Annotated in this window: 17 protein-coding genes; 12 read left to right on the top strand and 5 right to left on the bottom strand. The window is 67.5% G+C overall.

Annotated features, from left to right (window positions below; translation table 11 throughout):
• The first annotated feature begins 223 nt into the window (after positions 1–223).
• The 7 genes from AB0F41_RS28785 to AB0F41_RS28755 all read left to right on the top strand — a co-directional run bounded on the left by AB0F41_RS28785 (position 224) and on the right by AB0F41_RS28755 (position 12,438).
• The gene (locus AB0F41_RS28785) at positions 224–1,033 is read left to right on the top strand and encodes a hypothetical protein (RefSeq protein WP_357429220.1); all 810 of its coding nucleotides are present in this window, start codon (positions 224–226) and stop codon (positions 1,031–1,033) included.
• The gene (locus AB0F41_RS28780) at positions 1,030–1,965 is read left to right on the top strand and encodes an ABC transporter ATP-binding protein (protein ID WP_357429218.1); all 936 of its coding nucleotides are present in this window, start codon (positions 1,030–1,032) and stop codon (positions 1,963–1,965) included. The genes AB0F41_RS28785 and AB0F41_RS28780 overlap by 4 nt, the downstream gene beginning before the upstream one ends.
• Positions 1,962–2,744: an ABC transporter permease gene (locus AB0F41_RS28775; RefSeq protein ID WP_357429216.1), complete on the top strand. Its 783-nt coding sequence runs from the start codon at positions 1,962–1,964 to the stop codon at positions 2,742–2,744. The genes AB0F41_RS28780 and AB0F41_RS28775 overlap by 4 nt, the downstream gene beginning before the upstream one ends.
• Before the next feature lie 102 nt (positions 2,745–2,846).
• Positions 2,847–6,473, top strand: coding sequence for an ABC transporter ATP-binding protein (locus AB0F41_RS28770; protein WP_357429214.1), 3,627 nt, complete (start codon positions 2,847–2,849; stop codon positions 6,471–6,473).
• A 123-nt stretch (positions 6,474–6,596) separates the two neighbouring features.
• Complete coding sequence (locus AB0F41_RS28765) at positions 6,597–10,403, top strand: multifunctional oxoglutarate decarboxylase/oxoglutarate dehydrogenase thiamine pyrophosphate-binding subunit/dihydrolipoyllysine-residue succinyltransferase subunit (RefSeq protein ID WP_357429212.1); 3,807 nt, start codon at positions 6,597–6,599, stop codon at positions 10,401–10,403.
• Between the two features lie 240 nt (positions 10,404–10,643).
• Positions 10,644–11,816, top strand: a complete 1,173-nt coding sequence (locus tag AB0F41_RS28760; protein ID WP_357429210.1) for a CHAP domain-containing protein — start codon at positions 10,644–10,646, stop codon at positions 11,814–11,816.
• 274 nt (positions 11,817–12,090) lie between these two features.
• Positions 12,091–12,438, top strand: coding sequence for a DUF1330 domain-containing protein (locus AB0F41_RS28755; RefSeq protein ID WP_357429208.1), 348 nt, complete (start codon positions 12,091–12,093; stop codon positions 12,436–12,438).
• Between the two features lie 30 nt (positions 12,439–12,468).
• Here AB0F41_RS28755 and AB0F41_RS28750 read toward each other — a convergent pair whose 3' ends face one another.
• Entirely contained in the window at positions 12,469–13,122 is a 654-nt protein-coding gene (locus AB0F41_RS28750; RefSeq protein ID WP_357429206.1) for a TetR/AcrR family transcriptional regulator, read from the bottom strand.
• Between the two features lie 67 nt (positions 13,123–13,189).
• Between AB0F41_RS28750 and AB0F41_RS28745 the strand changes: the two genes are divergently transcribed.
• From AB0F41_RS28745 to AB0F41_RS28730, 4 genes are all read left to right on the top strand, one after another.
• Positions 13,190–14,734 carry an NAD(P)/FAD-dependent oxidoreductase gene (locus AB0F41_RS28745; protein WP_357429204.1) on the top strand — a complete coding sequence of 515 codons (1,545 nt, stop codon included), beginning with the start codon at positions 13,190–13,192 and terminating at the stop codon, positions 14,732–14,734.
• On the top strand, positions 14,731–15,561 hold the full coding sequence (locus AB0F41_RS28740) for an SDR family NAD(P)-dependent oxidoreductase (protein WP_357429202.1): 831 nt from the start codon (positions 14,731–14,733) through the stop codon (positions 15,559–15,561). Before AB0F41_RS28745 ends, AB0F41_RS28740 begins: the two co-directional genes overlap by 4 nt.
• A 22-nt stretch (positions 15,562–15,583) precedes the next feature.
• Positions 15,584–16,507, top strand: a complete 924-nt coding sequence (locus AB0F41_RS28735) for an alpha/beta hydrolase (RefSeq protein ID WP_357429199.1) — start codon at positions 15,584–15,586, stop codon at positions 16,505–16,507.
• 126 nt (positions 16,508–16,633) lie between these two features.
• Positions 16,634–18,427 carry a long-chain fatty acid--CoA ligase gene (locus AB0F41_RS28730; RefSeq protein ID WP_357429198.1) on the top strand — a complete coding sequence of 598 codons (1,794 nt, stop codon included), beginning with the start codon at positions 16,634–16,636 and terminating at the stop codon, positions 18,425–18,427.
• 110 nt (positions 18,428–18,537) lie between these two features.
• Here the strand turns inward: AB0F41_RS28730 and AB0F41_RS28725 are convergent, their stop codons facing one another.
• The 3 genes from AB0F41_RS28725 to AB0F41_RS28715 form a co-directional block, all read right to left on the bottom strand.
• Positions 18,538–20,022, bottom strand: a complete 1,485-nt coding sequence (locus tag AB0F41_RS28725; protein ID WP_357429196.1) for a DHA2 family efflux MFS transporter permease subunit — start codon at positions 20,020–20,022, stop codon at positions 18,538–18,540.
• Between the two features lie 216 nt (positions 20,023–20,238).
• Positions 20,239–21,132 (bottom strand): glycine betaine ABC transporter substrate-binding protein, encoded by an 894-nt coding sequence (locus AB0F41_RS28720; RefSeq protein ID WP_357429194.1) that lies wholly within the window; start codon positions 21,130–21,132, stop codon positions 20,239–20,241.
• 235 nt (positions 21,133–21,367) lie between these two features.
• Positions 21,368–21,940, bottom strand: a complete 573-nt coding sequence (locus tag AB0F41_RS28715) for a TetR/AcrR family transcriptional regulator (protein WP_357429192.1) — start codon at positions 21,938–21,940, stop codon at positions 21,368–21,370.
• Positions 21,941–22,054: 114 nt separating this feature from the next.
• On the opposite strand from AB0F41_RS28715, the gene AB0F41_RS28710 reads away from it, so the two are divergent.
• Positions 22,055–23,557 carry a hypothetical protein gene (locus tag AB0F41_RS28710; protein WP_357429191.1) on the top strand — a complete coding sequence of 501 codons (1,503 nt, stop codon included), beginning with the start codon at positions 22,055–22,057 and terminating at the stop codon, positions 23,555–23,557.
• Positions 23,558–23,616: 59 nt separating this feature from the next.
• On the opposite strand, the gene AB0F41_RS28705 is transcribed toward AB0F41_RS28710, so the two are convergent.
• A partial coding sequence (locus tag AB0F41_RS28705; RefSeq protein ID WP_357429189.1) for a hypothetical protein occupies positions 23,617–23,952 on the bottom strand: 336 nt, incomplete at its 5' end.

Raw genomic sequence — 23,952 nt, 5'->3', positions numbered from 1 at the left:
AAAGGGTTCGGCCCGCGTCTGCTGTCAGCCCTCGAAGCGATGTGGCGAAGCCACGAGTCTCGAGGGCTGACAGCAGACGCTGAAGGGGCCGAACCCCGCGCGCGCCAGCGCGCCAATAAACACAGCTTCGGAACCGAAGATGCGGGTAGTCCGTTGTCGGTAGAAAGAACGTACGGCCCCCGTGCCCTACAGTGCTCGGAGAGGCCAAAAGGAGGATGACGCCGTGCGCAACGGGGCATTGGAAAAGGCCGTGATCGAGGCACTCGACCACGGTTCCCGGTTACAAGCACCCGCCGTCGCCAAGTATGTCGCGCGGTTGCGCCGGGCCCACCCGGAGGAGTCGCCCGCCCAGATCGTGGCGCGGCTGGAGCGCCAGTATCTGCTGGCCGTGACCGGTAGTGGTAGTGCGGTGGGCGCGTCGGCCGCCGTTCCCGGCGTCGGCACCCTCGCCGCTTTGGCCGCGGTGAGCGCGGAAACCACCTTCTTCATGGAGGCGTCGGCCGTGTTCACCCTCGCGGTCGCGTCCGTGCACGGGGTGCGGCCGGAGGATGTCGAGCAGCGCCGGGCCCTGGTGCTGGCGGTGGTGCTCGGTGACAGCGGTATGGAGATCGTGCAGAAGAGCGTCGGGACCTCCGCCAAGAATTGGGGGACCGTTTTCGCGAACAAGATCCCGGGGTTGTCCGGGATGAACGATTCGCTGGTGAAGCGGTTCATCGTCCGTTTTCTCACCAAACGTGCCGCGCTGATGGCGGGCAAGATCGTGCCGGCCGGAATCGGGGCGGTGATCGGCGGCGTGGGTAACCGGGCGCTCGGAAAGGCCACGATCAACAACGCCCGTAAGGCTTTCGGTCCGTCGCCGGCGTACTTCACCGACGGGATGGTCGTGGACGCGGAACTCGCGCCCGCGCCGGAGAAGCCGGCCCTGCCGCCGGGCGATTCCGTTCCGCCGCACAGCGGTCCGGCCGAACGACCGCAGTTCGAAGGCGCGCCGCTGTCCGACGAGCACCGGCAGCCACCGGCCGGTTCCCGGTGACGCCGCCCGCCGGCCCCGCGATCTCGGTCCGGGGGCTGACGAAGCGCTATCCGGATTTCGAGATCGGGGCTCAGGACATTTCCTTCGATATCGGGTATGGCACCTGCGCCGCGCTGGTGGGCCCGCCCGGTTCGGGGAAGTCGACGGTGGCCCGGATCCTGCTGGGGTTGCTGCCGCCGACCGCGGGGTCGGTGACCTTGGCCGGCGGGCGCGGCAGTTCCGCGCTGGGCGCGGTGCTCACACCTCGGGGGCTGCATCCCCGCCGTACCGTGCGTGACCATCTGCGGGTGTACGCCGCCGCCGGGGGTTACCCGGACAGCAGGGTGACGGCGGTGCTGGAGGCGACGGGGCTCACCGAGCGGGCCCGCGCCGTGCCCGACGATCTGACTTCCGGCGAGGAGTCCCGGGCGGCGCTGGCGACCGCGCTGCTGGGAAATCCACGCGTTCTCGTCCTGGACGATCCCGCCGCCGGTATGCATCTGGGCGAGCTGTCCTGGTTGCAGGGTTTCCTGCGTAGCCACACCCGGCGCGGCGGGACCGTGTTGTTCACCGCGCAGAGCTTGGTCACGGCACTGCCGATCGCCGATCATCTGGTGGTACTGAGCGGCGGGTCGGTGGTGTTCGAGGGCAGTCCGGCCCGCTTGCGGCGGCGGAATCCCGATCGTCTGGTGGTCGCCTCGTCTTCGTCGATCGCCGTGGCGACCGCGCTGGCGGCCCGCGGTTTCACCGATGCGGTGATCCGCCCCGACGATCAACTGGCCGTCGCGGAGGCGACCGAGGACGATATCGTGAGCGCCGCCCGGGCCGCGCAGGTCCGGCTGGACAATATCGCCGCCGACCGGATCCATCCGGATCGGGTGCTCGCCTCGCTGACCCATATTCCGCCGACGGTGCAGTCGCCCGCTCCTCTGCCGTACGGAGTGTCCCGATGATCGATGTGGTGCCCGCGGAGCTGATTCCGCCCGTGCTCTCCGAGTACCGCAAAGCGGCCGGTCTGCGCTATTCGCGGGTGCTGGCCGGGCTGGTGGTGGCGGTCGCGATCGTGGCGGTTTCGATCACCGCCCTGCTGGCGGGCCCGCGTGACCCGCAGGCCGATCCGGTGACGGGTACCGCGACCATCGGGCTGTATCTGGCGCTGGGCGCGGTGGTCCTGGCGGCCGCGGCGTTCGGCGCCGCGGGCGCGGCGGGCGAGCACGAGCACGATTCGCTGGTGATCAGCGTCCTGTTCACCCCTGACCGGGATCGGCTGGCCGGGGCGAAGTTCCTGGTCACCGCCGTGGCCGCACTGGCGGCCGCGCTGGCCGTGGAGATCGTCGCGGTGGGCTGCCTGCTGCTGTTCGGCGGGGGCAAGTTCGAGTTCACCGGCACCCTGTTCGCGGTGCTCGGCGGCGGGCTGGTGGCCGCGGTGTGCTGGGCCGTGATCGGTACCGGCGCCGGGTTGCTGCTGCGGACGCCGGCCCTCGCGATCGGCGTGGTGGTGGGCTGGCTGCTGCTGGCCGAACCGCTGCTGTGGGTGGTGACCGCCGGTATCGGAATACCGGGTGTGGTCACGCTGCTGCCCGGATCGGCGACGCTGAGCGTCCTGCTGGCCGGGTCCTTTCCCGACAGCGATCTGCTGGCCCCCGCACCCGTGGCGATCGTGGTGCTGCTGCTGTGGTCGGTGGGGATCGGCGCGGCCGGTTGGTGGTCGCTGCGGCAGGCCGAACTCTAGGACCCCCGCGCCACGCCATCGCCCTCCCGGCCCCCACCGGGAACAAGACCCTGTCGGCAGGCGTCGTTATGGTCGATGGCAGACAGGCAGCTGAGGGGGCGCATGGACGGCGACGCACCGACGGGGTGGATACGCAGACTGTGGTCGGAGTGCCGGCAATATCGCGGCACCCTGGCCGGTATCGGGCTGGCGCTGGTGGCCGGCGCCGGCGCCGAGGTGGTGGCGCCGCTGCTCACCAAATGGGCGGTGGATTCGGCGACCTCCGGCGCCACCCGGGTGATCGGGATCGTCGCGGGGCTGCTGGCGCTGCTCGCGGTGGGGCGGTTCGCCTCGTCGTTCGGGCGGCGGATGCTGGCGGGCAAACTCTCCCTCGATGTGCAGCACGGGCTGCGGCTGCAACTGCTGGGCTCGCTCCAGCGCCTCGACGGGGCCGGTCAGGACGCTCTGCGCACCGGCCAGGTGGTGTCGCGGTCCATCACCGATCTGCAGCTGGTGCAATCGCTGCTGGCGATGGCGCCGCTGTCGGGGATGTCGTTTCTGCAGTTCGTACTCGCCGCCGCGGTGATGCTGTGGTTGTCGCCGCTGCTGGCCGGGGTGGCACTGCTGATGGTTCCGCTGGTGATCGTGGTGGTGTACCGGATCCGGCCCCGCCTGCACGCCGCGACCTGGTCGGCCCAGCAGCGCGCCGCCGAACTCGCCCAGCACGTCGAGGAGACGGTGACCGGCGTCCGGGTCGTGAAGGGGTTCGGCCAGGAAGCGCGGATGGTGGACGTGCTGGAAGGGCACGGCCGCCGTCTGTTCGCCGAACGGATGCGCGCGGCCCGTATCAACGCCCGCTTCTCCGCCACCCTGGCCGCGATACCGCAGGCCGGTCTGGTGGTGGTGATCGCGCTCGGCGGCTGGCTGGCCCTGCAGGGCAGTATCGGCCTGGGCACGTTCCTCGCCTTCAGCGCCTATGTCACCACCATGACCACCACCGCGCGCACCATGGCCTCGGTCATCATCCTGGCCCAGCTCACCCGGGCCGCCGCCGAACGCGTGTATCAGGTGATCGATGCGGGTCCCGCCGTCGCCGATCCGCCGCATCCGGTGCCGGTGCCCGACGGCCCGCTCGGTATCGAACTCGACGCGGTGACCTTCGGCTTCGATCGCGCCGAGCCGGTATTGCGCGATCTCGACCTGCGGATCCGCCCCGGCGAGACGGTCGCCGTGATCGGCCCGGCCGGCTCCGGTAAGACGACGCTGTCGCTGCTGCTGCCCCGGTTCTACGCGCCGGATTCCGGGCGTATCCGTCTGCTCGGCGGCGACGGGGAGTCGGTGGATATCGCCGATATCGCCGCCACGCAGTTGCGCGCGGCGGTCGGTGTGGTGTTCGACGACCCGTTCCTCTTCAGTTCCAGTGTCGCCGCCAATATCGCCCTGGGCCGCCCCGACGCCACCGACGCCGAGATCCGCGCGGCCGCGCGGCAGGCCGCCGCCGACGAGTTCATCGAAGAACTCCCCGACGGCTACGACACCGTGGTCGGCGAACGGGGACTCACCCTCTCCGGTGGACAACGCCAGCGCATCGCGCTGGCCCGCACCCTGCTCGCGCGACCGCGCATCCTGGTGCTCGACGACGCGACCTCGGCGGTGGACGCCGTCACCGAGGCGGCCATCTTCGGCGCCCTGCCCGATCAGGGCGCCCGGACCACGATCATCCTGGCCCACCGCGAATCCACGCTGGCCCACGCCGACCGGGTGATCCGCCTGCCGGAGCCGGAGACGGCCACCACGGGCGCACCGGCGGTTGTGGTGGACCGCCTCCCGGGTGTCCATTCCACCGACCGGATGGCCGCCGCGGCCGATCTCAGCGAGACTCCCGAGCTCCGGCGCCGCATCGACAGCCTGCCGGCCGCCACCGAGAAACCGGGGCTGGATCAGTACCGGCTGCGCGAACCCGATCCGGGTTTCACGCTGGCCCGGCTGCTGAGCCCGGTCCGGACCCTCGTTCTCGCCAGTATCGCCCTGCTCGCCCTCGACGCGCTGATCGGGATCGGGTTCCCGCCGCTGGTCCGGCACGCGATCGACGCCGGCGTCGGCGGGGGCGATCCGTCCGCGCTCACTGTCACCGCACTCCTGGGCACGGGCCTGGTGGTGGCCGGCTGGGCGGTGGCCGCGGCGACCACGATGCTCACCTCCCGGACCGGTGAGCGGGTCCTGTACGGACTGCGTATCCGCAGCTACGCGCACCTGCAGCGGCTCGGCCTGGACTACTACGAACGCGAACTGTCCGGCCGGATCATGACGCGGATGACCACCGACGTCGACGCCCTGTCGACCTTCCTGCAGACAGGCGTGTCCACCGCCCTGGTGAGCGTGTTGTCGCTGGCCGGTATCGCGGTGGCACTGCTGGTGATCGATACCGGGCTGGCCCTGGTGGTGCTCTTGGGCGTGCTCCCGCCGCTGATCGTGGCCACCGTGATCTTCCGGCGGGTCGCGTCGACGGCCTACACGATCTCCCGGGAACGGGTGTCGACCGTGAACGCCGACTTCCAGGAGAACATCGCGGGCCTGCGCGCGGTGCAGGCCAACCGGCACGAGCGGTTCGCCGCACATCGCTTCGCCGAGTACTCCGCGCGCTACCGCCGCAGCCGGATGCGGGCCCAGCGCGCCATCGCCCTGTACTTCGCGTTCATGGCGTCGTGGACGGATCTGGCGCTGGCCTTGGTGATCCTGGTCGGGGCCCACGCGGTGGCGGGTGGCGGGACCAGCGCCGGCACCCTGATCGCCTTCGTCCTGTATCTGGAACTGCTGTTCGGCCCGGTCCAGCAGCTTTCCCAGGTATTCGACGGCTATCAGCAGGCACGCGTGGGCCTGCGGCGCATCGGCGATCTGCTGCGCACCCCGTCGTCGATCCGGGCCGACCCGCCCGCTACCGCGTCGCTCGATGCCGGCCTGCGCGGCGACCTCGCCGTCGACTCCGTGCGGTTCAGCTATCCCGGTGCCGGCCGCCCCGCCCTCGACGCGGTGGATCTGGTCATCCCGCCGGGAACCTCGCTGGCCCTGGTCGGCGCGACCGGGGCCGGAAAGTCCACCCTCGTCAAACTGCTGGCCCGGCTCTACGACCTCGCCGATACCGATTCCGGGGTGATCCGCGCGGACGGCGTCGATATCCGCGACTACCGGCTGCAGCGGTACCGATCCCGGCTCGGCATGGTCCCGCAGGAAGCTCACTTGTTCACCGGCGATATCGCGAGCAACATTGCATTCGGGAAACCATCCGCGACCGAATCGGAGATCGCCGCGGCCGCTCGAGCGGTCGGCGCGGCCGAGGTGATCGCGGCACTGCCCGGCGGCATGCACCGTCCGGTCGGCGAACGCGGCCGGGGGCTGTCGGCCGGGCAACGCCAGCTGATCGCGCTGGCCCGGGCCCAGCTCGTCGAACCCGATGTCCTGCTCCTCGACGAGGCCACCGCCACCCTCGACCCGGATATCGAGGAAAAAGTCCTGGCCGCGACCGGGTCCCTCGCGCGGGACCGGACTACCGTGGTGGTGGCACACCGACTGGCCACCGCGGCGCGTGCCGATCGGATCGCGGTGGTGGCGGGCGGCCGCATCGCGGAAACGGGCACCCACGCCGAGCTGCTGGCGGCCGGCGGCGACTATGCCCGCCTCTGGACAGCGGCCGGCGCGACCGAAGGAATATTCTCGGACGAGGACGAGTCGTCAACAATGAGGTCGGGGTAGTCCGGAGGTCCGTGACGGAGCCGATGTGCGCGGGGGCATATCCTCGTCAGAGGGCGTATCGGGTACCCACCCACCGATCCCCGGTGCCGGGCACGTCACAAACGTCGCAGCGCGAAGAACGAAATGAGGCGAACACCTGCTGTGAGCAGCTCAAAATCCCAGTTCGGTCAGAACCAGTGGCTGGTCGACGAGATGTATCAGAAGTTCAAACAGGATCCATCCTCGGTCGACGCCAGCTGGCACGAGTTCCTCGCCGACTACACCCCCGAGACCCCCGGTGATTCCGGTAACACTCAGGCCGCTCCGGCGTCGGCCGCGGCACCGGTGAATTCCGCTCCGACCCCGGCGCCGGCCGAAGCCGCTTCCGTCAAGACCCGGGCCACCACGCCCGCCCCGGCGAAGCCCGCCACCCCCGCCGAGAAGCCGGCCGCGCCCGCGAGCGCGGCAGCCAAGACCTCGGCGGCCGCGCAGCAGAAGCGTGCCCCGCAGACCACCCCCGCGCCGACCTCGAACGCGGCGCCCACCTCGGGGGCGCCGAAGCCGCAGCCGGCCGCCGACGAGAAGAAGGTGCTGCGCGGTGCCGCGGCGGCGGTCGCCAAGAATATGTCGGCGTCGCTGTCCATCCCGACCGCCACCAGCGTGCGTGCGGTGCCGGCGAAGCTGATGATCGACAACCGGCTGGTCATCAACAACCATCTCGCCCGCACCCGGGGCGGCAAGATCTCCTTCACCCATCTGCTCGGCTACGCGATCGTGCAGGCCGTGAAGGCCTTCCCGAATATGAACCGGCATTTCGCCGAGGTCGACGGGAAGCCGAACGCGGTGACCCCCGCCCACACCAACCTGGGCCTGGCCATCGACCTACCCGGGAAAGACGGGAACCGCTCGCTGGTGGTCGCCGCCATCAAGGGCTGCGAGGATATGACCTTCGGGCAGTTCCACACCGCCTATGAGGACATCGTCCGCCGCGCCCGGGACGGCAAACTGACCGCCGAGGATTTCAGCGGCGTCACGATTTCGCTGACCAACCCGGGCACCATCGGCACCGTGCACTCGGTGCCGAGGCTGATGCAGGGCCAGGGCGCGATCATCGGCGCCGGCGCGATGGAATACCCGGCGGAGTTCCAGGGGATGAGCGACGAGCGGATCGCCGATATCGGCATCGGCAAGCTCATGACGCTGACCTCCACCTACGATCACCGCATCATCCAGGGCGCCGAGTCCGGCGATTTCCTGCGCACCATCCACTCCCTGCTGATCGCGGACGAGTTCTACGACGAGATCTTCCACGGTCTCGGCGTGCCCTACGAGCCGATCCGCTGGCGCAAGGACGTCAAAGAACGCGGCGTCGACAAGAGCACTCGTGTGCTGGAGATGATCGCCGCCTATCGCAACCGCGGTCATCTGATGGCCGATACCGATCCGCTGCGGCTGGTCAAGGACAAGTTCCGTAGCCACCCCGACCTCGACGTCACCCAGCACGGGCTCACCCTGTGGGATCTGGACCGGGTGTTCAACGTCGGCGGCTTCCACGGCGAAGAGCGGATGAAGCTGCGCGATGTGCTGTCGGTGCTGCGCGACTCCTACTGCCGCCACGTGGGTGTGGAATACACCCATATCCTCGAGGGCGATCAGCTGGAGTGGATGCAGGAGCGGGTCGAGCAGAAGCACGTCAAACCGACGGTCGCCCAGCAGAAATACATCCTGAACCGGCTGAACGCGGCCGAGGCGTTCGAGACCTTCCTGCAGACCAAGTACGTCGGCCAGAAGCGCTTCTCGCTGGAAGGCGCCGAATCCGTCATCCCGATGATGGACGCGGTGATCGACCAGTGCGCGGAGTACGCGCTGGACGAGGTGATCATCGGTATGCCGCACCGCGGCCGGCTCAATGTGCTGGCCAATATCGTCGGCAAGCCCTACTCGAAGATCTTCACCGAGTTCGAGGGCAACATGAACCCGGCCGCCACGCACGGCTCGGGCGATGTGAAGTACCACCTCGGCGCGCGCGGCACCTACCTGCAGATGTTCGGCGACAACGAGATCGAGGTCTCGCTGACCGCGAACCCCTCGCATCTGGAAGCGGTCGACCCGGTCCTCGAGGGTCTGGCCCGCGCCAAACAGGATCTGCTGGACAAGGGCGACGGCCCGGAGGGCTTCTCCGTCGTGCCGCTGATGCTGCACGGTGACGCCGCGTTCGCCGGGCAGGGTGTGGTCGCCGAAACGCTGAACCTCTCGGGTCTGCGCGGCTACCGCACCGGCGGCACCATCCATATCGTGGTGAACAACCAGATCGGCTTCACCACGGCACCGGAGAACAGCCGCTCCACCGAGTACTCCACCGATATCGCCAAGTTCATCGGTGCCCCGATCTTCCACGTCAACGGCGACGATCCCGAGGCCTGCGACTGGGTCGCCCGCCTGGCGGTCGATTTCCGGCAGCAGTTCCGCAAGGACGTGGTCATCGACCTGATCTGCTACCGCCGTCGCGGCCACAACGAGGGCGACGATCCGTCGATGACCCAGCCGTACATGTACGACGTCATCGACACCAAGCGCAGTGTCCGCAAGAGCTACACCGAAAGCCTGATCGGCCGCGGCGATATCTCGCTGAAAGAGGCCGAGGACGCCCTGCGCGACTACCAGGGCCAGCTGGAGCGGGTCTTCAACGAGGTCCGCGAACTGGAGAAATATCCGCAGGGCCCCAGCGAATCGGTCGAGGACGATCAGCAGATCCCGTCCACCGTGCTCACCGCGGTCGACAAATCGGTGCTGCAGCGGATCGGTGACGCGTTCCTGAACGTGCCCGACGGTTTCAGCGTGCATCCGCGCGTGCAGCCGGTGCTGGAGAAGCGCCGCGAAATGGCCTACGAGGGCAAGGTCGACTGGGCGTTCGCCGAGTTGCTGGCCTTCGGAACCCTGATCGACGAAGGTCGCGCGGTACGCCTGACCGGTCAGGATTCCCGCCGTGGCACGTTCACCCAGCGCCATTCGGTGATCATCGACCGCAAGACCGCGGCCGAGTACACCCCACTGCACAACCTCAACAGCGCGAACCCGGGCTGGTTCGCGGTGCACGATTCGGCACTGAGTGAATACGCCGCCGTCGGCTTCGAATACGGCTATTCGCTGGGCAACCCGGACGCACTGGTGCTGTGGGAGGCGCAGTTCGGTGACTTCGTCAACGGCGCGCAGTCGATCATCGACGAGTTCATCTCCTCCGGTGAGGCGAAATGGGGCCAGCTGTCCGAGGTCGTGCTGCTGCTCCCGCACGGCCACGAAGGCCAGGGCCCGGACCACACGTCCGGTCGTATCGAACGCTTCCTGCAGCTGTGCGCGGAGGGGTCGATGACGGTGGCGGTGCCGTCCACCCCGGCGAACTACTTCCACCTGCTGCGGCGGCACGCGCTGGACGGTATCCGCCGTCCGCTGATCGTCTTCACCCCGAAGTCGATGCTGCGTAACAAGGCAGTCGTCAGCGATTTGAAGGATTTCACCGAATCCAAGTTCCGGTCGGTATTCGACGAGCCCACCTACGAACAGGGCATCGGCGATCGCGCCGCGGTCAAGCGCGTCCTGCTGACCAGCGGCAAGCTCTACTACGAACTGGCCGCCGCGAAGGCCAAGCGCAAGCGTGACGATGTCGCCATCGTCCGGGTCGAGCAGCTCTACCCGATGCCGAAGTTCCGGTTGAACGAGGCCCTGGAGCGCTACAGCAATGCCACCGAAATCGCCTGGGTCCAGGAGGAGCCGGCGAATCAGGGTGCCTGGCCGTTCTACGGTCTGAACCTGCCAGAGCTGCTGCCGCAGCGGCTGGGCCCGCTGCGCCGGATCTCGCGCCGCGCCATGTCGGCCCCGTCCTCGGGTTCGAGCAAGGTGCACGCGGTGGAACAGGCGGAGATCATCGACGAGGCCTTCGCCCCGACCGACTGACCGGCCGAGAACAACCGAACACACCCCGCATGGCGCCGGGCGTGGGTCCCTTTGCGGGATCACGCCCGGCGTCGGCGTTTTCCAAGTGCGGACCGCTCACCTCAACGGTGGGAATACCGGACAATTGGTGCACTGCACAGACAGAGATGTGCCGTCGTTTCTCACTGAATGAGGTTTGCGAATGCTGTTCAGTGCCCGGGTCAGGCGAGCGTCGGGGGCTGCGCCGGGTGGAGGGCGTAGATGACGACCACCTTCGACGATATCGAGATCGCGCTTCCGCATCCCGCGCATGCCAGCGGGTTCCTCAACGCCATGATCGATGCGGCGGAGGAGTACATGCAGCGGTCGATCGTGCTTTTCGCGTCCGGATACCAGGGCGGCCAGCCGGATATGATCGAGTGGCTGGCAGGCAGGGATGGACTGCTCAGCAAAAAGGGACGAGAGCTCGAGAAGGACGGTGCCCAGAAGGTCGAACCGGGCGCGGGCGTGATGGCCGACGGCTACCAGAAGAATACTGACGCGATCAAGAAAGAGGCCGAGAGGCTCCGGCAGGACAACGACAACGTCGACGGTGCCTCGATCGCGACTTTCAACCTCTCGGATCAGGCTTACCAGGACGCGAAAAAGGTCGTGGACGATCTCGCCGCCGTACTGGGGGGCGACCACGCGACGATCCGCTGGGCCGACGGCAGCCTGCACCTCACCGCCGCCGCGGAGCACCGGCTGCTCGGCGTGATTCTGGAAGCCGTGGACAAGGTGCACGACATCATCGAGAAGGCCGACGCGGGCATGCAGCGCGGCGCCGGGGATATCTACGACAGGATGCCGGATCTCCCGCAGAACCCCTACGGCGCCGCACCGGATACCGGAAGCCGGACGCCGTGGGTGCCGGCCGCGAGCAACGCCACTTGGACCAAGGGGGACGGAACCCGGGACGACATCATCACATTGGCGGAAGGGGAACTCGCGCGGGGTGTTTTCGAGCAAGGCGGTAACAATGTCGCGGTGTACTACGACGAGGACCGGGTTCTCCGTCGTGCCCCCTACAACATCAACGACGCCTGGTGTGCGGCTTTCAGCACCTGGACCTGGGAAGAAGCCGGTTACAAGGTCAACTGGACCAACCCGGACTACGTACCCTCCATCTGGAACGACGCCAAACATATGGGGTTGGCCGCGAACGTGGCGAACGCCGAGCGGGGTGACATGATCATTTTCGATTGGCAGGGTGACGGCACTCCCGACCATGTGGGAATCGTGAGATCCGTCGACCCGGCCACCGGACAGATCTACACCATCGAAGGCAACTCCAGCGACCGCCTGCGCGCACCCGAAGGAGGGTACGCGGCGAACGCGAGTTCGCTCGTCGGCGTCGTCAAACCACCCTCCGATGCCCCGCCCGGGCGGGACTGATCCCGCCGGTGACCGCCGTCCCGCGGATCCCGGCTCCCTCCGGATCGGCGCAACGATCTCGCGATCCGCGATACACGATCGCGAAGCGCCGCGCACACGAATGCACTGGGATGCAGCTGATGTCGCCGACCGGGTGTGCTGTTGTTTCCGGCTACGACCAGATCGCCGCGCCGGCCACCGCCCTGCGATAGCGACCGCATTACCTCACGGGTAATCGTTTTCGTACAGTCCGCCCGGCAGGATCGGAGCTACCGAATCCACGACGGAGGACATCATGACCGCCTACGCCATCGCCCACCTCCGGGAGGCCGCCCCGCACCCGGAGATCGCCGAGTACATCGAACGCCTCACCGGCACCTTCGACCCCTTCGGCGGACATTTCCTCGTCCATATGACACCGCACGAGGTGAAGGAGGGCAGCTGGCCCGGCCATGTCGTGATGATCGGATTCCCCGGGATCGCCGAGGCGCGGGCCTGGTGGGACTCCCCCGCCTACCGCGAGATCGCGCCGCTGCGTTCCCGGCATATCGCGGGTGACATCATCCTCGTCGACGGCGTCCCGGCAGGCTACGACCCCGCCGCCACCGCCGCGGCCATGCGCGCGAGCCTGACCGCCCGATAGTGTTCCGGGGGCCACTCGCCTGCCGAGAGATCACAGCGAGGGCGGTCGGTCCGGGGGTTGCAGGGCGGCGGCGAGCGCCGGGTTCACCGCCATCGACAACGCCAGCAGCGATTCCACCAGCAATTCGATCAGTTCGTCGCGGGTGACGGTCTCGTCGCGCAACCACGACAACGTGGTCTCCTCGGTGAAAGCGACCCAGCCCCGGAGGGCGAGCACCAGGCGCGGCTGTTCCCGCTCCGGCTCGGTCAGCGGCACCTGGGTGAGGATGATGTCGACGATGGCCCGCCGGGTCTGTTCCACGAGCCCGACCAGATCCGGGCTGGAACTGGCGGGCCCCCGCAGCAGTGCCAGGTAGGACCTGCGGTTCTCGCTGACGTAATCGATATAGCGGCCCACCGAATCGCGCAACATCTCGAACAGGCCCAAACCGGGATCCGGGCTCACCCGGGCCAGCAGTTCCGCGTTGGCATGGCGGACGACTTCGAGCTGGAAATCCTGTTTGGTGGGGAAATAGTGGAACAGCAGACCCCGGGAGATACCCGCCTGAGCAGCGATTTCGCTAACCGATATGTCCTCGATGGCCCGCTCGCCGAGCATCTTGACCCCGAGCGTGATCAGCTGGGTCCTCCGCTCGTCCGGGCTCAGTCGAATGCGTTTCGCGGTTTCTCCCGGGCTCGTACTCACCCTTCCACCCTACTGACTCCCGTTCAATACTGTTGACTCCGGCTCAATAAGACCTTACGCTGAATATATGAGTCGCAAGGTTACAGACAAAGCTGTCGCGAACCGGCCCCGCCATCTGCGGACGATCATCGTCGGCAGCGGCTTCGCCGGGCTCGGCCTCGCCATCCGGCTGGCACAGCAGGGCCGGGACGATTTCCTCGTACTGGAACGCGGCAGCGATGTGGGGGGCACCTGGCGCGACAACACCTACCCCGGCGCGGCCTGCGATGTGCCCTCGCACCTGTACTCGTACTCGTTCGCGCTGAACCCCGGCTGGTCGCGCTCGTTCTCCCGCCAGAGCGAGATCCAGGCCTATATCCAGGGCGTGGCCGATAAGTACAACGTGCGCGATAAGCACCTGTTCGACTGCGATGTCACCAGCGCCCACTGGAACAGCGAGGCCGCTCGCTGGGAGATCACCACCAGCCGGGGCAACTTCACCGCCGATACCGTGGTGTCCGCGGTGGGCGCGCTGTGCGAGCCCAACCTGCCCGATATCAAGGGCATCAACAGCTATGAGGGCGAGATCTTCCATTCCGCCCGCTGGAACCACGACTCCGACCTCACCGGCAAACGCGTCGCTGTTATCGGCACCGGCGCCTCGGCCATCCAGATCGTGCCGGCCATCGCCGGGAAGGTCGCCCATCTAGACGTCTACCAGCGCACCGCTCCGTGGCTACTCCCCCGACTGGACCGCCCCTACACCCTGCCTGAGCGCCTGGCGTTCAAGCACATCCCCGGCGTCCAGCGACTGTCCCGGGCCGCCATCTACGCCGCCCGCGAAACCCAGGTCGTCGGCCTGGCCAAATTCCCGGCGCTGATGCGGGGCTTCGAGGCGCTGGCCAAGGCGAAACTACAGCTCGAGATCCGCGACCCCGAACTGCGCAAGAAGGTCACCCCGAACTTCCGGATCGGCTGCAAACGCATGCTGATCTCCAACGAGTACTACCCGGCGCTGGACCGCGACAATGTCGATGTGGTCACCGACGGAATCGCCGAGATCCGCGCGAATTCCATCGTCACCGCCGACGGTACCGAGCGTGAGGTCGACGCGATCGTGGTCGCCACCGGATTCCACGTCACCGACTCCCCCACCTATCAGACGATCTTCGGCCGCGACGGCCGCAGCCTGACCGAGGTATTCGACGAGATCGGCCAGCAGGGGTACAAGGGATCGGCCATCGCCAACTACCCGAATATGTTCTTCCTGCTCGGCCCGAACGTCGGGCTCGGCCACACCTCGATGGTGTACATGATCGAATCGCAGATCAACTACATCGCCGACGCGCTGGCCACCGTCGAACGCAAGGGTCTGCGTACCGTGGAGGTGCGGCGCGAAGAACAGGACGCGTACAACAGCGACCTGCAGCGCAAACTCGTGAAGAGCGTGTGGAGCACCGGCGGCTGCGCCAGCTGGTATCTGGACAAGCACGGTAACAACACCACCCTGTGGCCGGACTTCACCTTCGAATTCCGACGCATCACAAGGAAATTCGACATCGACGCCTACGATACGACCACGGCGGCCGACGCCCCCGAACGTACCGATCTGAAAGTAGTGACTGCACCGTGAGCACCGACGCTTATTTCCGCGACAAGGTTTGTGTCATCACCGGAGCCGGCTCCGGTATCGGCCGCGCGCTGGCCGTGAACCTGGCGCGCCGGGGTGCGAAACTGGCCCTGTCCGATATCGACACCGAGGGCCTGGCCGAAACCGTGCGCCGTTGCGAAGAGCTGGGCGCGGAGGTGAAATCCGATCGCCTCAACGTCGCCGAGCGGGAAGCGGTTCTGCTCTACGCCGACGCGGTGAAACAGCATTTCGGCGTGGTGCACCAGATCTACAACAACGCCGGAATCGCACACCACGGCGATATCGTCAAAACCGACTTCAAAGACATCGAACGCATCATGGATGTCGATTTCTGGGGTGTGGTGAACGGGACCAAGGCGTTCCTGCCCTACATCCTGGAATCCGGTGACGGGCACGTCGTCAATATTTCCAGCCTGTTCGGACTGATCGCGGTACCGGGCCAGGCCGCGTACAACTCGGCCAAGTTCGCCGTCCGCGGTTTCACCGAGGCGCTACGCCAGGAAATGCTGGTCGACCGCGCACCTGTCCAGGTGACCTGCGTGCATCCCGGCGGTATCAAAACCGCGGTCGCCCGCAATGCGACCTACAGCGACGATATCGATGGCGCCGAAGCCAGCTCGATGTTCGACAAATACCTCGCGATCCACAGCCCCGAGATGGCCGCGCAGACCATCGTCGACGGTGTTCGCAAGGGACGCGGCCGGGTGCTGATCGGCTGGGAGGCGAAACTGCTGGACCTGTTCGTCCGCACGGCCGCCTCCGGCTACCAGCGCCTCTCGGTGGCCGTCGAACGTCGTTTCCTGCCCTGATCCGCACCGGGAGAAATCAGAGATGCGAGATTTCGCGCTGCCGTTGCCGCTGATCCGAGCGGTTCTCGGCCCGGTGTACCGGGTATCGCTGCACGCCCGCCTGCCCTGGCGGGCGCAGCGCGCCCTGATCGATATCGGTTCTGTGCTGCAACCGGTACCACCGGGTGTCGCCGTGAACCGGATGGAATTGGGCGGGCGGCCGGCGGAGCGGCTCGCGCCCCGGAGCGCCGGCGCCGGCGAGCCCGCCGCCGTGCTGTATCTGCACGGCGGCGGTTACGCGGTGGGATCACTGACCACCCACCGATCGCTGTGCGGCCGGCTCGCCGCCGCCACCGGCCTGCCGGTGTACTCGATCGACTACCGCCTGGCGCCCGAACACCCCTTCCCGGCCGCGCTCGACGATGCCGAGGCCGCCTTCCTCGAGCTGGTCACCGAGCACGGCTACCGGCCCGATCGCATCGCGGTCTCCGGCGATTCCGCCGGCGGCGGACTGTCGCTGGCACTGGCGCAGCGGCTGATCGCGCGACACGGGTACACCCCCGCCGCACTGGGCCTCATCGCGCCCTGGGTCGACCCGAACCAGGCCCCGGAACGCCTCCGGGATCTGGTGGTGAACGGCCCGTGGTCGCGGGCGTGCGCCCTGGCCTATCTCGGCGACGGCGACCCGCACGATCCCGGATACGCGCCGCTGCACGGCGTGCTCGAGGGACTGCCGCCGGTCTACGTCCAGGCCGATGTGGACGAACTGCTGCATCCGCAGTGTGTCGACCTGACCGATGCCCTGCGCGCGGCCGGAGTCACCGTCGAGTTCACCGAGACCCGCGGGCTGTGGCATGTCGCCCAGCTCCAGGCCGCGCTGGTCGGCCCGGCCGCCGTCGCGCTGACCGAAATGGCCGTTTTCCTGCGGCAAGCCATCGATGAGCTACCTCTGCGCGACTTAGGATGAAGGCCGGATCGGAACTCGTATCCCTCCGTCACGGGGACTGAACCAGGGCTTTTCCCGTGGCCGCCGCCATCCGCGGTCGAAGGTGGCGTAAATTACCGACGAGTTAGCAAACAGGGAAAGGCAATGATGCGCGAGTTCGAAGCCCCGGCTTCCTACACCATCCCCGAGGACGCGAACAATTCCGACAACGTGTTCCGGCACGCGAAGGAAAGCCCCGCCGCCGTCGTGTTCAACGTCCCCGACGGGAACGGCGGTTGGCGCGACGTCCGCGCGGCCGAGTTCGCGAAATCGGTCACCGATGTCGCCAAAGGCCTCATCGCGACCGGAGTCGAGCTGGGCGACCGGGTCGCCATCATGGCCGCAACCCGCTACGAGTGGGCGGTGCTCGACTTCGCCATCTGGGCCGCCGGCGGCTGCACCGTGGCCATCTACGACAGCTCCGCCGCCGAGCAGGCCAAGTGGATCCTGCAGGATTCGGCCACCAAGCTGCTGATCGTGGAGAACGACAAGCACCGCGGCGTCGTCTCCGAGATCGACCCCGCCGATCTGCCGGAGCTGCGGGAAACCCTGCAGATCGAGTCCGGCGCGATCGACACCCTCGTCGGGCGCGGCGCCGAACTCGACGACCAGGCGGTGCACGACCGCCGCGCGCAGGTCACCGCCGCCTCTCCGGCCACCCTGATCTACACCTCGGGCACCACGGGCCGGCCCAAGGGCGTCATGCTCACCCACGCCAACCTCTACGCCGAATCGCGCTCCGACCGGATCGCGATGGCGTCCTTCCTCGCGCCCGGCAAGAAGACGCTGATGTTCCTGCCGCTGGCGCATGTGTTCGCCCGCGCGGTGGCGCTGGCCGCGTTCGACGCCAAGGCCACGGTCGCGCACACCTCGGACTGGAGCACGCTGGTGCAGCAGTTCGGGGAGCACCGGCCCGACTTCGTACTCTCGGTGCCGCGGGTGTTCGAGAAGGTGTTCAACGGCGCCAAGCAGAAGGCCCACGACGAGGGCAAAGGCAAGATCTTCGACGCCGCCGCGGCCACCGCGATCCAGTACAGCGAAGCCCTCGAGCAGGGTAGGCCGGGTCTGGTGCTGCAGGCCAAGCACGCGCTGTTCGACAAGCTGGTCTACGGCAAACTGCGGGCCGCGCTGGGCGGCAACTGCCAGGCCGCGGTCTCCGGCGGCGGACCGCTGGGCGCCCGCCTCGGGCATTTCTTCCGCGGTATCGGCCTGACCATCTTCGAGGGCTACGGCCTCACCGAGACCACCGCCGCCATCTCGGTCAACACCCCGGGGCATATCCGGGTGGGCTCGGTCGGCCGGCCGATCGAGGGGCATGCCGCCAAGATCGCCGAGGACGGGGAACTGCTGGTCCGCGGTTCGGTGGTGTTCGGCGGCTACTGGGGCAACGACGAGGCCACCCGGGACGCGTTCGAGGACGGCTGGTTCAAGACCGGCGACCTCGGCACCATCGACGCCGACGGTTTCATCACCATCACCGGCCGCAAGAAGGAAATCCTGGTCACCGCGGGTGGTAAGAACGTGTCCCCGGCGGTGCTCGAGGATTCCCTGCGCGCCCACCCCCTGATCAGCCAGGTGATGGTGGTCGGTGACGGCAAACCGTTCATCGGCGCGCTGATCACCCTGGACCCCGAAGCACTGCCGGGCTGGAAGGAACGCAACGGAGTGTCCGCCGATACCGCCGTCGCCGATCTGGTGTCGAATCCGACGCTGGTCGCCGAGGTGGAGGCCGCGGTCGCGGATACCAACAAGAAGGTCTCCAAGGCCGAGCAGATCAAGAAGATCAATATCCTGACCGTGGACTGGACCCAGGAAACCGGCGAGCTCACCCCGAAGATGTCGCTCAAGCGCGCCGTCGTGATGAAGCAGTACGCCGGCGAAGTGGACAAGATCTACAACTGATCCACCCGGCAACGAAACGGCTCCGGCAGGTGTACCTGCCGGAGCCGTTCTCGTCGACGACCCACCGTGGCGGCGCGGGCCGCCACCGCGTGGCGGCGGGCCCGCGGGCACTAACGGGTTGTCGTTCCCGCCTTCTCCGGCTCCGCGGGTCCCGACGGTGCGGCACCCGCCGTATTACGGATGAACAGCGCCGAAGCGACCACACCGATCAGCAGCAGCGCCGCGGGCAGGAAGGTGGACTGGCTCAACGCGGTGCTGAACGACTGCCGGACGGGCTCGGGCACCTGTCCCATACCCATCCCCTCACCCGAGGGCGAGCTACCGCCCAGCCCCTGGGCGCTCATCCGTGCCGCGATCAGCGCGCTGATCGCGGCACTCCCCAGCACCGACCCGACCTGCCGGGTGGTGTTGTACACCCCGGCACCGGCGCCGGCCTGATGGATCGGCAGGTTGTGGGTGGCCGTCGTCGCCAGCGGCGCCCAGATGAACGAGTTGGACAGACCGGCCACCCCGCCCGCGACCACCAGCCAGGTGATGTTCGCATGCGGATCTCGCATCACCAGCGCGAACCAGGCCACCGAGACCGCGAACAGGAAGAATCCGATGGTCGGGAAGAGCCGCGGATGGAACCGCCCGTACATCTTGCCCACCACCGGCGCCGCGAACCCGGTGATGATCGCCATCGGCGCCAGGACCAGCGCGGAGCGGGTCGGTGTCATACCGTGCACGGCCTGCAGGTAGAAGTACAGCGGCACCATCACCGCGGTGACCGCGGCCCCCATACTCGCGATGGCGAGGTTGGACATCGAGAAATTGCGGTCGCGGAACAGGCCCAGCGGCACCAGCGGTTCGCCCTTTCCGCGCGCCTGGGTCACCACGAACACCACCAATACCGCGGTTCCCGCCGCGATCATCAGCCAGATCCGGGCCGACCAGTCGTTGGCGTTGCCCTCCTGGATGCCGAACACCAGCAGGAACATGCCAACCGCGCTCAGCACGACGCCCACCCAGTCGAATTTGTGCTCATGCGTCGGCAGCGCGGGCACCAGCCAGACGGCGAGCACGAACGCGACGATACCGACCGGCACATTGACGATGAAGATCCATTCCCAGCCCAGCCCGTCGACCAGGACACCGCCCAGAATCGGCCCGACCAGGGTCGCCAGACCGGCCACCGCGCCCCACAGGCCCATCGCGGCGCCCCGCCCGTCGGGCGGGAAGGTCCGGGTGATGACCGCCATGGTCTGCGGGGTCATCAGCGCCGCGCCCAGACCCTGCACCGCGCGCGCGGCGATCAGGGTTTCGATATCGCCCGACAGTCCGCACCACAGCGAGGACAGGGTGAACACCGTCAGGCCGATCAGATAGATGTTCTTCGGCCCGAAACGGTCGCCGAGGCGCCCGGTGATCAGCAGCGGTACCGCATAGGTGAGCAGGTAGGCGCTGGTCACCCAGATGACCGCGGAGATATCCGCCTGCAGATCCTGCATGATCGCCGGATTGGCGACCGCCACGATGGTGACATCGAGCAGGATCATGAAGAACCCGACGACCAGCGCCGCCAAGGCCAGCCACGGATTACGTTGAGTGGGCATAGATTCCATTCCTGTCCCAGCGGCGCCGGATGCGCCGGTTCCTGGATCTGTCACGGTGTGGCCCCACCGCCGCACCACCGGGCGACTCCGGGCTCCCCGCGGTTCGGTCGCTCGGGAGCCGCGACCGGTCTCATGCCGTGGTCACTCCGCACTCTCGGGTACTACACCGCAGGCCACGCCAACATTCCGGGCATACCGGACCGATCGTAGCCGCCGCTAGAGACCGTGCGCGTCCAGCCACGTCCGGGCCAGGTCGGCGGGATCGCCGCCGTCGTCGCGGACGCGCAGCACCAGCGTGCACAACTCGTCGGTGGTGAGCTCACCCGCCACGTAGTTCAGCTTTTCCAGCTGCTCCTCACCCAACACCCCTTTGCGCAGCAGCGCCAGGGGATTCTCGGCCCGGATCGCGTCATCGGAATCGGACAGCACCGTCAGACCGTCGGTACCGCCGGGCAGGAATTCGGCGGGTCCGCCCAGTACCGCGGCCTGGATCCGGCCCTCCACCAGCGCCCGCCGGAGCTCGGAGGGATCCTCGAACGCCTGAGTGGACGCGAACTCACAGCCCGGGATCCCGGCCACCGCCGCCGGTAGTTCGAGCAACCCCGGGATCTTCCCGGTACCCGCCACCAGCGTGGGGCACTGCCCGGTCAACTGCTCCACCGAGTCGATACCGCGCTGCTGCGCGGTGGCGTCGGTGACCAGCACCCGGGGCTCGAAATCGGCGCCGTCGGCCGGGTCGGAGGTGATCGTTGCCTGAGGCAGCGACCCGTTCAGTTCCTCGGTGACCTTCTCGGTATCCGCGGCCTGCGCCCCCGCGTTCAATTCGGACAGCAGCGCGCCATTGTGCTCGGCGACCACGGTCACCGTGCCGGCGTCCAATGCCGCGAACACCGCAGTCCGGTCGCCCAGGCCGGGTTCGACCCGTGCCGGCACCCCGGTTCGGGCCAATGCCTGCGCGTAGATCTCGGCCAGCACCCGCGACTCCGCGGTCTGCTGCGCCCCCACCACCACCGGTTCGTCGCCGTCGCCCCCACCGCAGGAGACCACCAGCACCGCCAGCACCGGTACCAGCATCCGTCCCAGGACCCGTATCGACGCGGCCGGTACCATCGCGCGAAACACCTCTTCCCTCACCTGTTCGCCGCACCCGCATCCGGGCGCCCGACAGCCCCGGAATCTACCGGCCGCGCACTACCGCGCACACGCCCGGGCAGCCCCGTCGCAGCTGAGTCTCGCCACTCCCGCGGATCGACTTCCTGGGTACCGGTCCACACCAGCGCGCTTCGCATCCCGGCTGCCGGAGCGCCGGTCATACCAGGGCCGGCCGGGTCGTCGGCGCGTGGCTTCATGGTGCGTGCTGGGACGCGAGCACGGAGACGGCGGCGGCGATTCGGCTCGCGCCGCGCGAGTCGGTGGGATCGGCCAGCCATTGCAGGACAGCGCCGTTGATGAGGGAGAGCGCGACGGAACCGATGATTTCCGCCTGTTCGGCGCTTACGGCGTCGCGTTCGATGCCGAGAACGAGCGCGGCGATGTCGCGGCGGGCGGTGGCATAGACCTGACGGAGTTGTTCGCGCAGTTCAGGGACGAATTCCGACAGGGCGTAGGACTGCACGCTGGCGACGAGTACGCGTCGCTCGTCGGGGCCGGCGGCGAGGATGCCTTCGATGAACCGTTGCAGACGCTGCGCGGGTGGTCCGGCACCGAGGGAGCCCGCCTGAGTCAGGCGTTCGCCCCACTCTTCGATGATTTCGAGTACCGCCGCGTTTATCAGGGCATCTTTGGTGCCGAAGTGGTATCCGATCGAGGCGAGATGCGCTCCGGATGCGTTCGCGATATCGCGCGCGGTGGTGTTGGCGTAGCCACGTTCCACGATGCAGGTACGCGCTCCTGCCAGCAGTTGCTCCTTCTGCCCCATGCTCCGCACCCTATCAAACCGTTGTACAAATGTTCCGCACATCCGTTCTGTACAAATGTTCTTCACGTACGTACCGTACAAATGTACAAATCCGGACGATCCAGAGAAGGAACCATGAACGACATCTCCCTGCTCAGCCCGCCGGTGCACGCCCCGGCAATCCCTGTCCTCCCGCTCTGGTCCAGCGACAGTCGTCCTGTCCGGACGGTCCTGACGACGCATCTGTGGACATCACCACCCGTCGAGCGTGGCGCTCCCGGCCATGACCGCGCCTTCGCCGCGCTGCGTGATCTGCGTGTCGACTACGCGCGCTTCCTACCGTGGTTCTCGAATCCGCTGGTTTCGGTACCTGCCCTCACGGCGCCCACACCGACGACGACCTCCTGGGATTTCACGAGTCTGGACCCGTTCGTGGAGGACTTCGTCGATGCCGCCGAAGGGCGCCCCGTGACGGCGAATTTCGCGACCATCCCGCATTGGATGTTCGTCGGCGGTGACGACGTCGAGCTCGGCAACGATCCGGACACCATCCACTGGGGCTACGAAATCGGCACCGAATTCCGGGACGAGTCCCTGGCCGAGGTCGCCGACTACTTCTTCCGTCTCGCCAGTTGGTACATCGCGGGCGGTTTCCACGACGAGAACGGTGTGTGGCACGAGTCGGGCCACCACTATCGATTCGCCTATTGGGAAGTCCTCTGCGAACCCGACCTCAACCGGCAGCTGAGTCCCGAGATCTACACCCGCCTCTACGACGCGGTCGTCGAGCGCCTACGCCCGCTCGACCCCGAGATGCAATTCATCGGGCTTTCGCTGAGCCACGTCCACCACAATCCCGAGTACTTCTGGCACTTCCTGGACCCCGCCAATCACGCGCCGGGCATCCCGCTCGACGCGTTCTCGATCCACTTCTACGCCTCGCCCGATATCGTCAACCCGTTCGGCCCCGACGGTAACCCACCTGTTTCCACGTGGGAGACGACGTTCTTCGCCCAAGGCGAGGGGTTCCTCGAACAGGTGCGTTTGATCGCCTCTATCGCCCGGCGTCTCTCGCCGGGCACCAAGATGCTCCTCAACGAGATCGGGACCTACCCCTCCGACATCATGAACCCGGATCCCGTCATCCCGCACGAGTACTGGGCGCTCAGCGCGAGCTGGCACACCTATCTGTGGGCGCGCTGCCTCGAACTCGATATCGACCTCTTCGGAGTCGCCGAGTTCAACGGCTATCCGGGCATGATCCCAGCCGTGTCGCTGGTCGATTGGGAAACCGGCGAGCCGAACGCCCGCTATCACGCCACGAAGCTCATGGTCGACCGTATCCATCCCGGCGACAGTCTCGTACCCACCACCACCGGTGTGCCCGGCTACCCGGACGCTCGCGTCCACGCGCAGGCTGTCGTCGGCGCCGACGGGCGGCGCCGCATCATTCTCGTGAACAAACGAAGCGTATCCATGAACGTGGAAGTCGGTGACTGCAGCCGAAACTCGACGCTGTACTCGGTCGATGCGTCGACACCGACAGGCGCACCGACAGGCGCACCGACAGCCCACACCATAGAAGATGGGCGCCTCACGCTCCCGGCCTATGCCTCGGCGGTCCTGGTCCTGGAATAACAGGCCGGATACCAGCGGTGGACCCGAGCGCTTCCCGCTGGGGTCCACAGCCGGAAAACTCAGCGACCAGAGGGAGGAGAGCGATGTGCGCGCACCAACCATGGGTTGCGGGGTTTTAGCACTTCCATGATCACGAAACCGGCCCAGGTCTTTTGAGCAGGCTTGCCCGCGAAGGTGAGTGAGGTGACTTTGCCCGCCAAGGTGGGAGAAGTGACCTCACCCGCCAAGGTGAGAGAAGTGACCTCACCCGCCAAGGTGAGAGAAGTGACCTCACCCGCCAAGGTGAGAGAAGTGACCTCACCCGCCAAGGTGCTGTGTTTATTGGCGCGCTGGCGCGCGCGGGGTTCGGCCCCCGAAGCGTCTGCTGTCAGCCCTCGAGACTCGTGGCTTCGCCA

Origin of the sequence: Nocardia sp. NPDC024068, from assembly GCF_040638875.1 — a bacterium.
Classification (GTDB): Bacteria; Actinomycetota; Actinomycetes; order Mycobacteriales; family Mycobacteriaceae; genus Nocardia.
The sequence above is the reverse complement of the archived record's forward strand: the minus strand, read 5'-3'. Positions and strand labels throughout refer to the sequence as shown.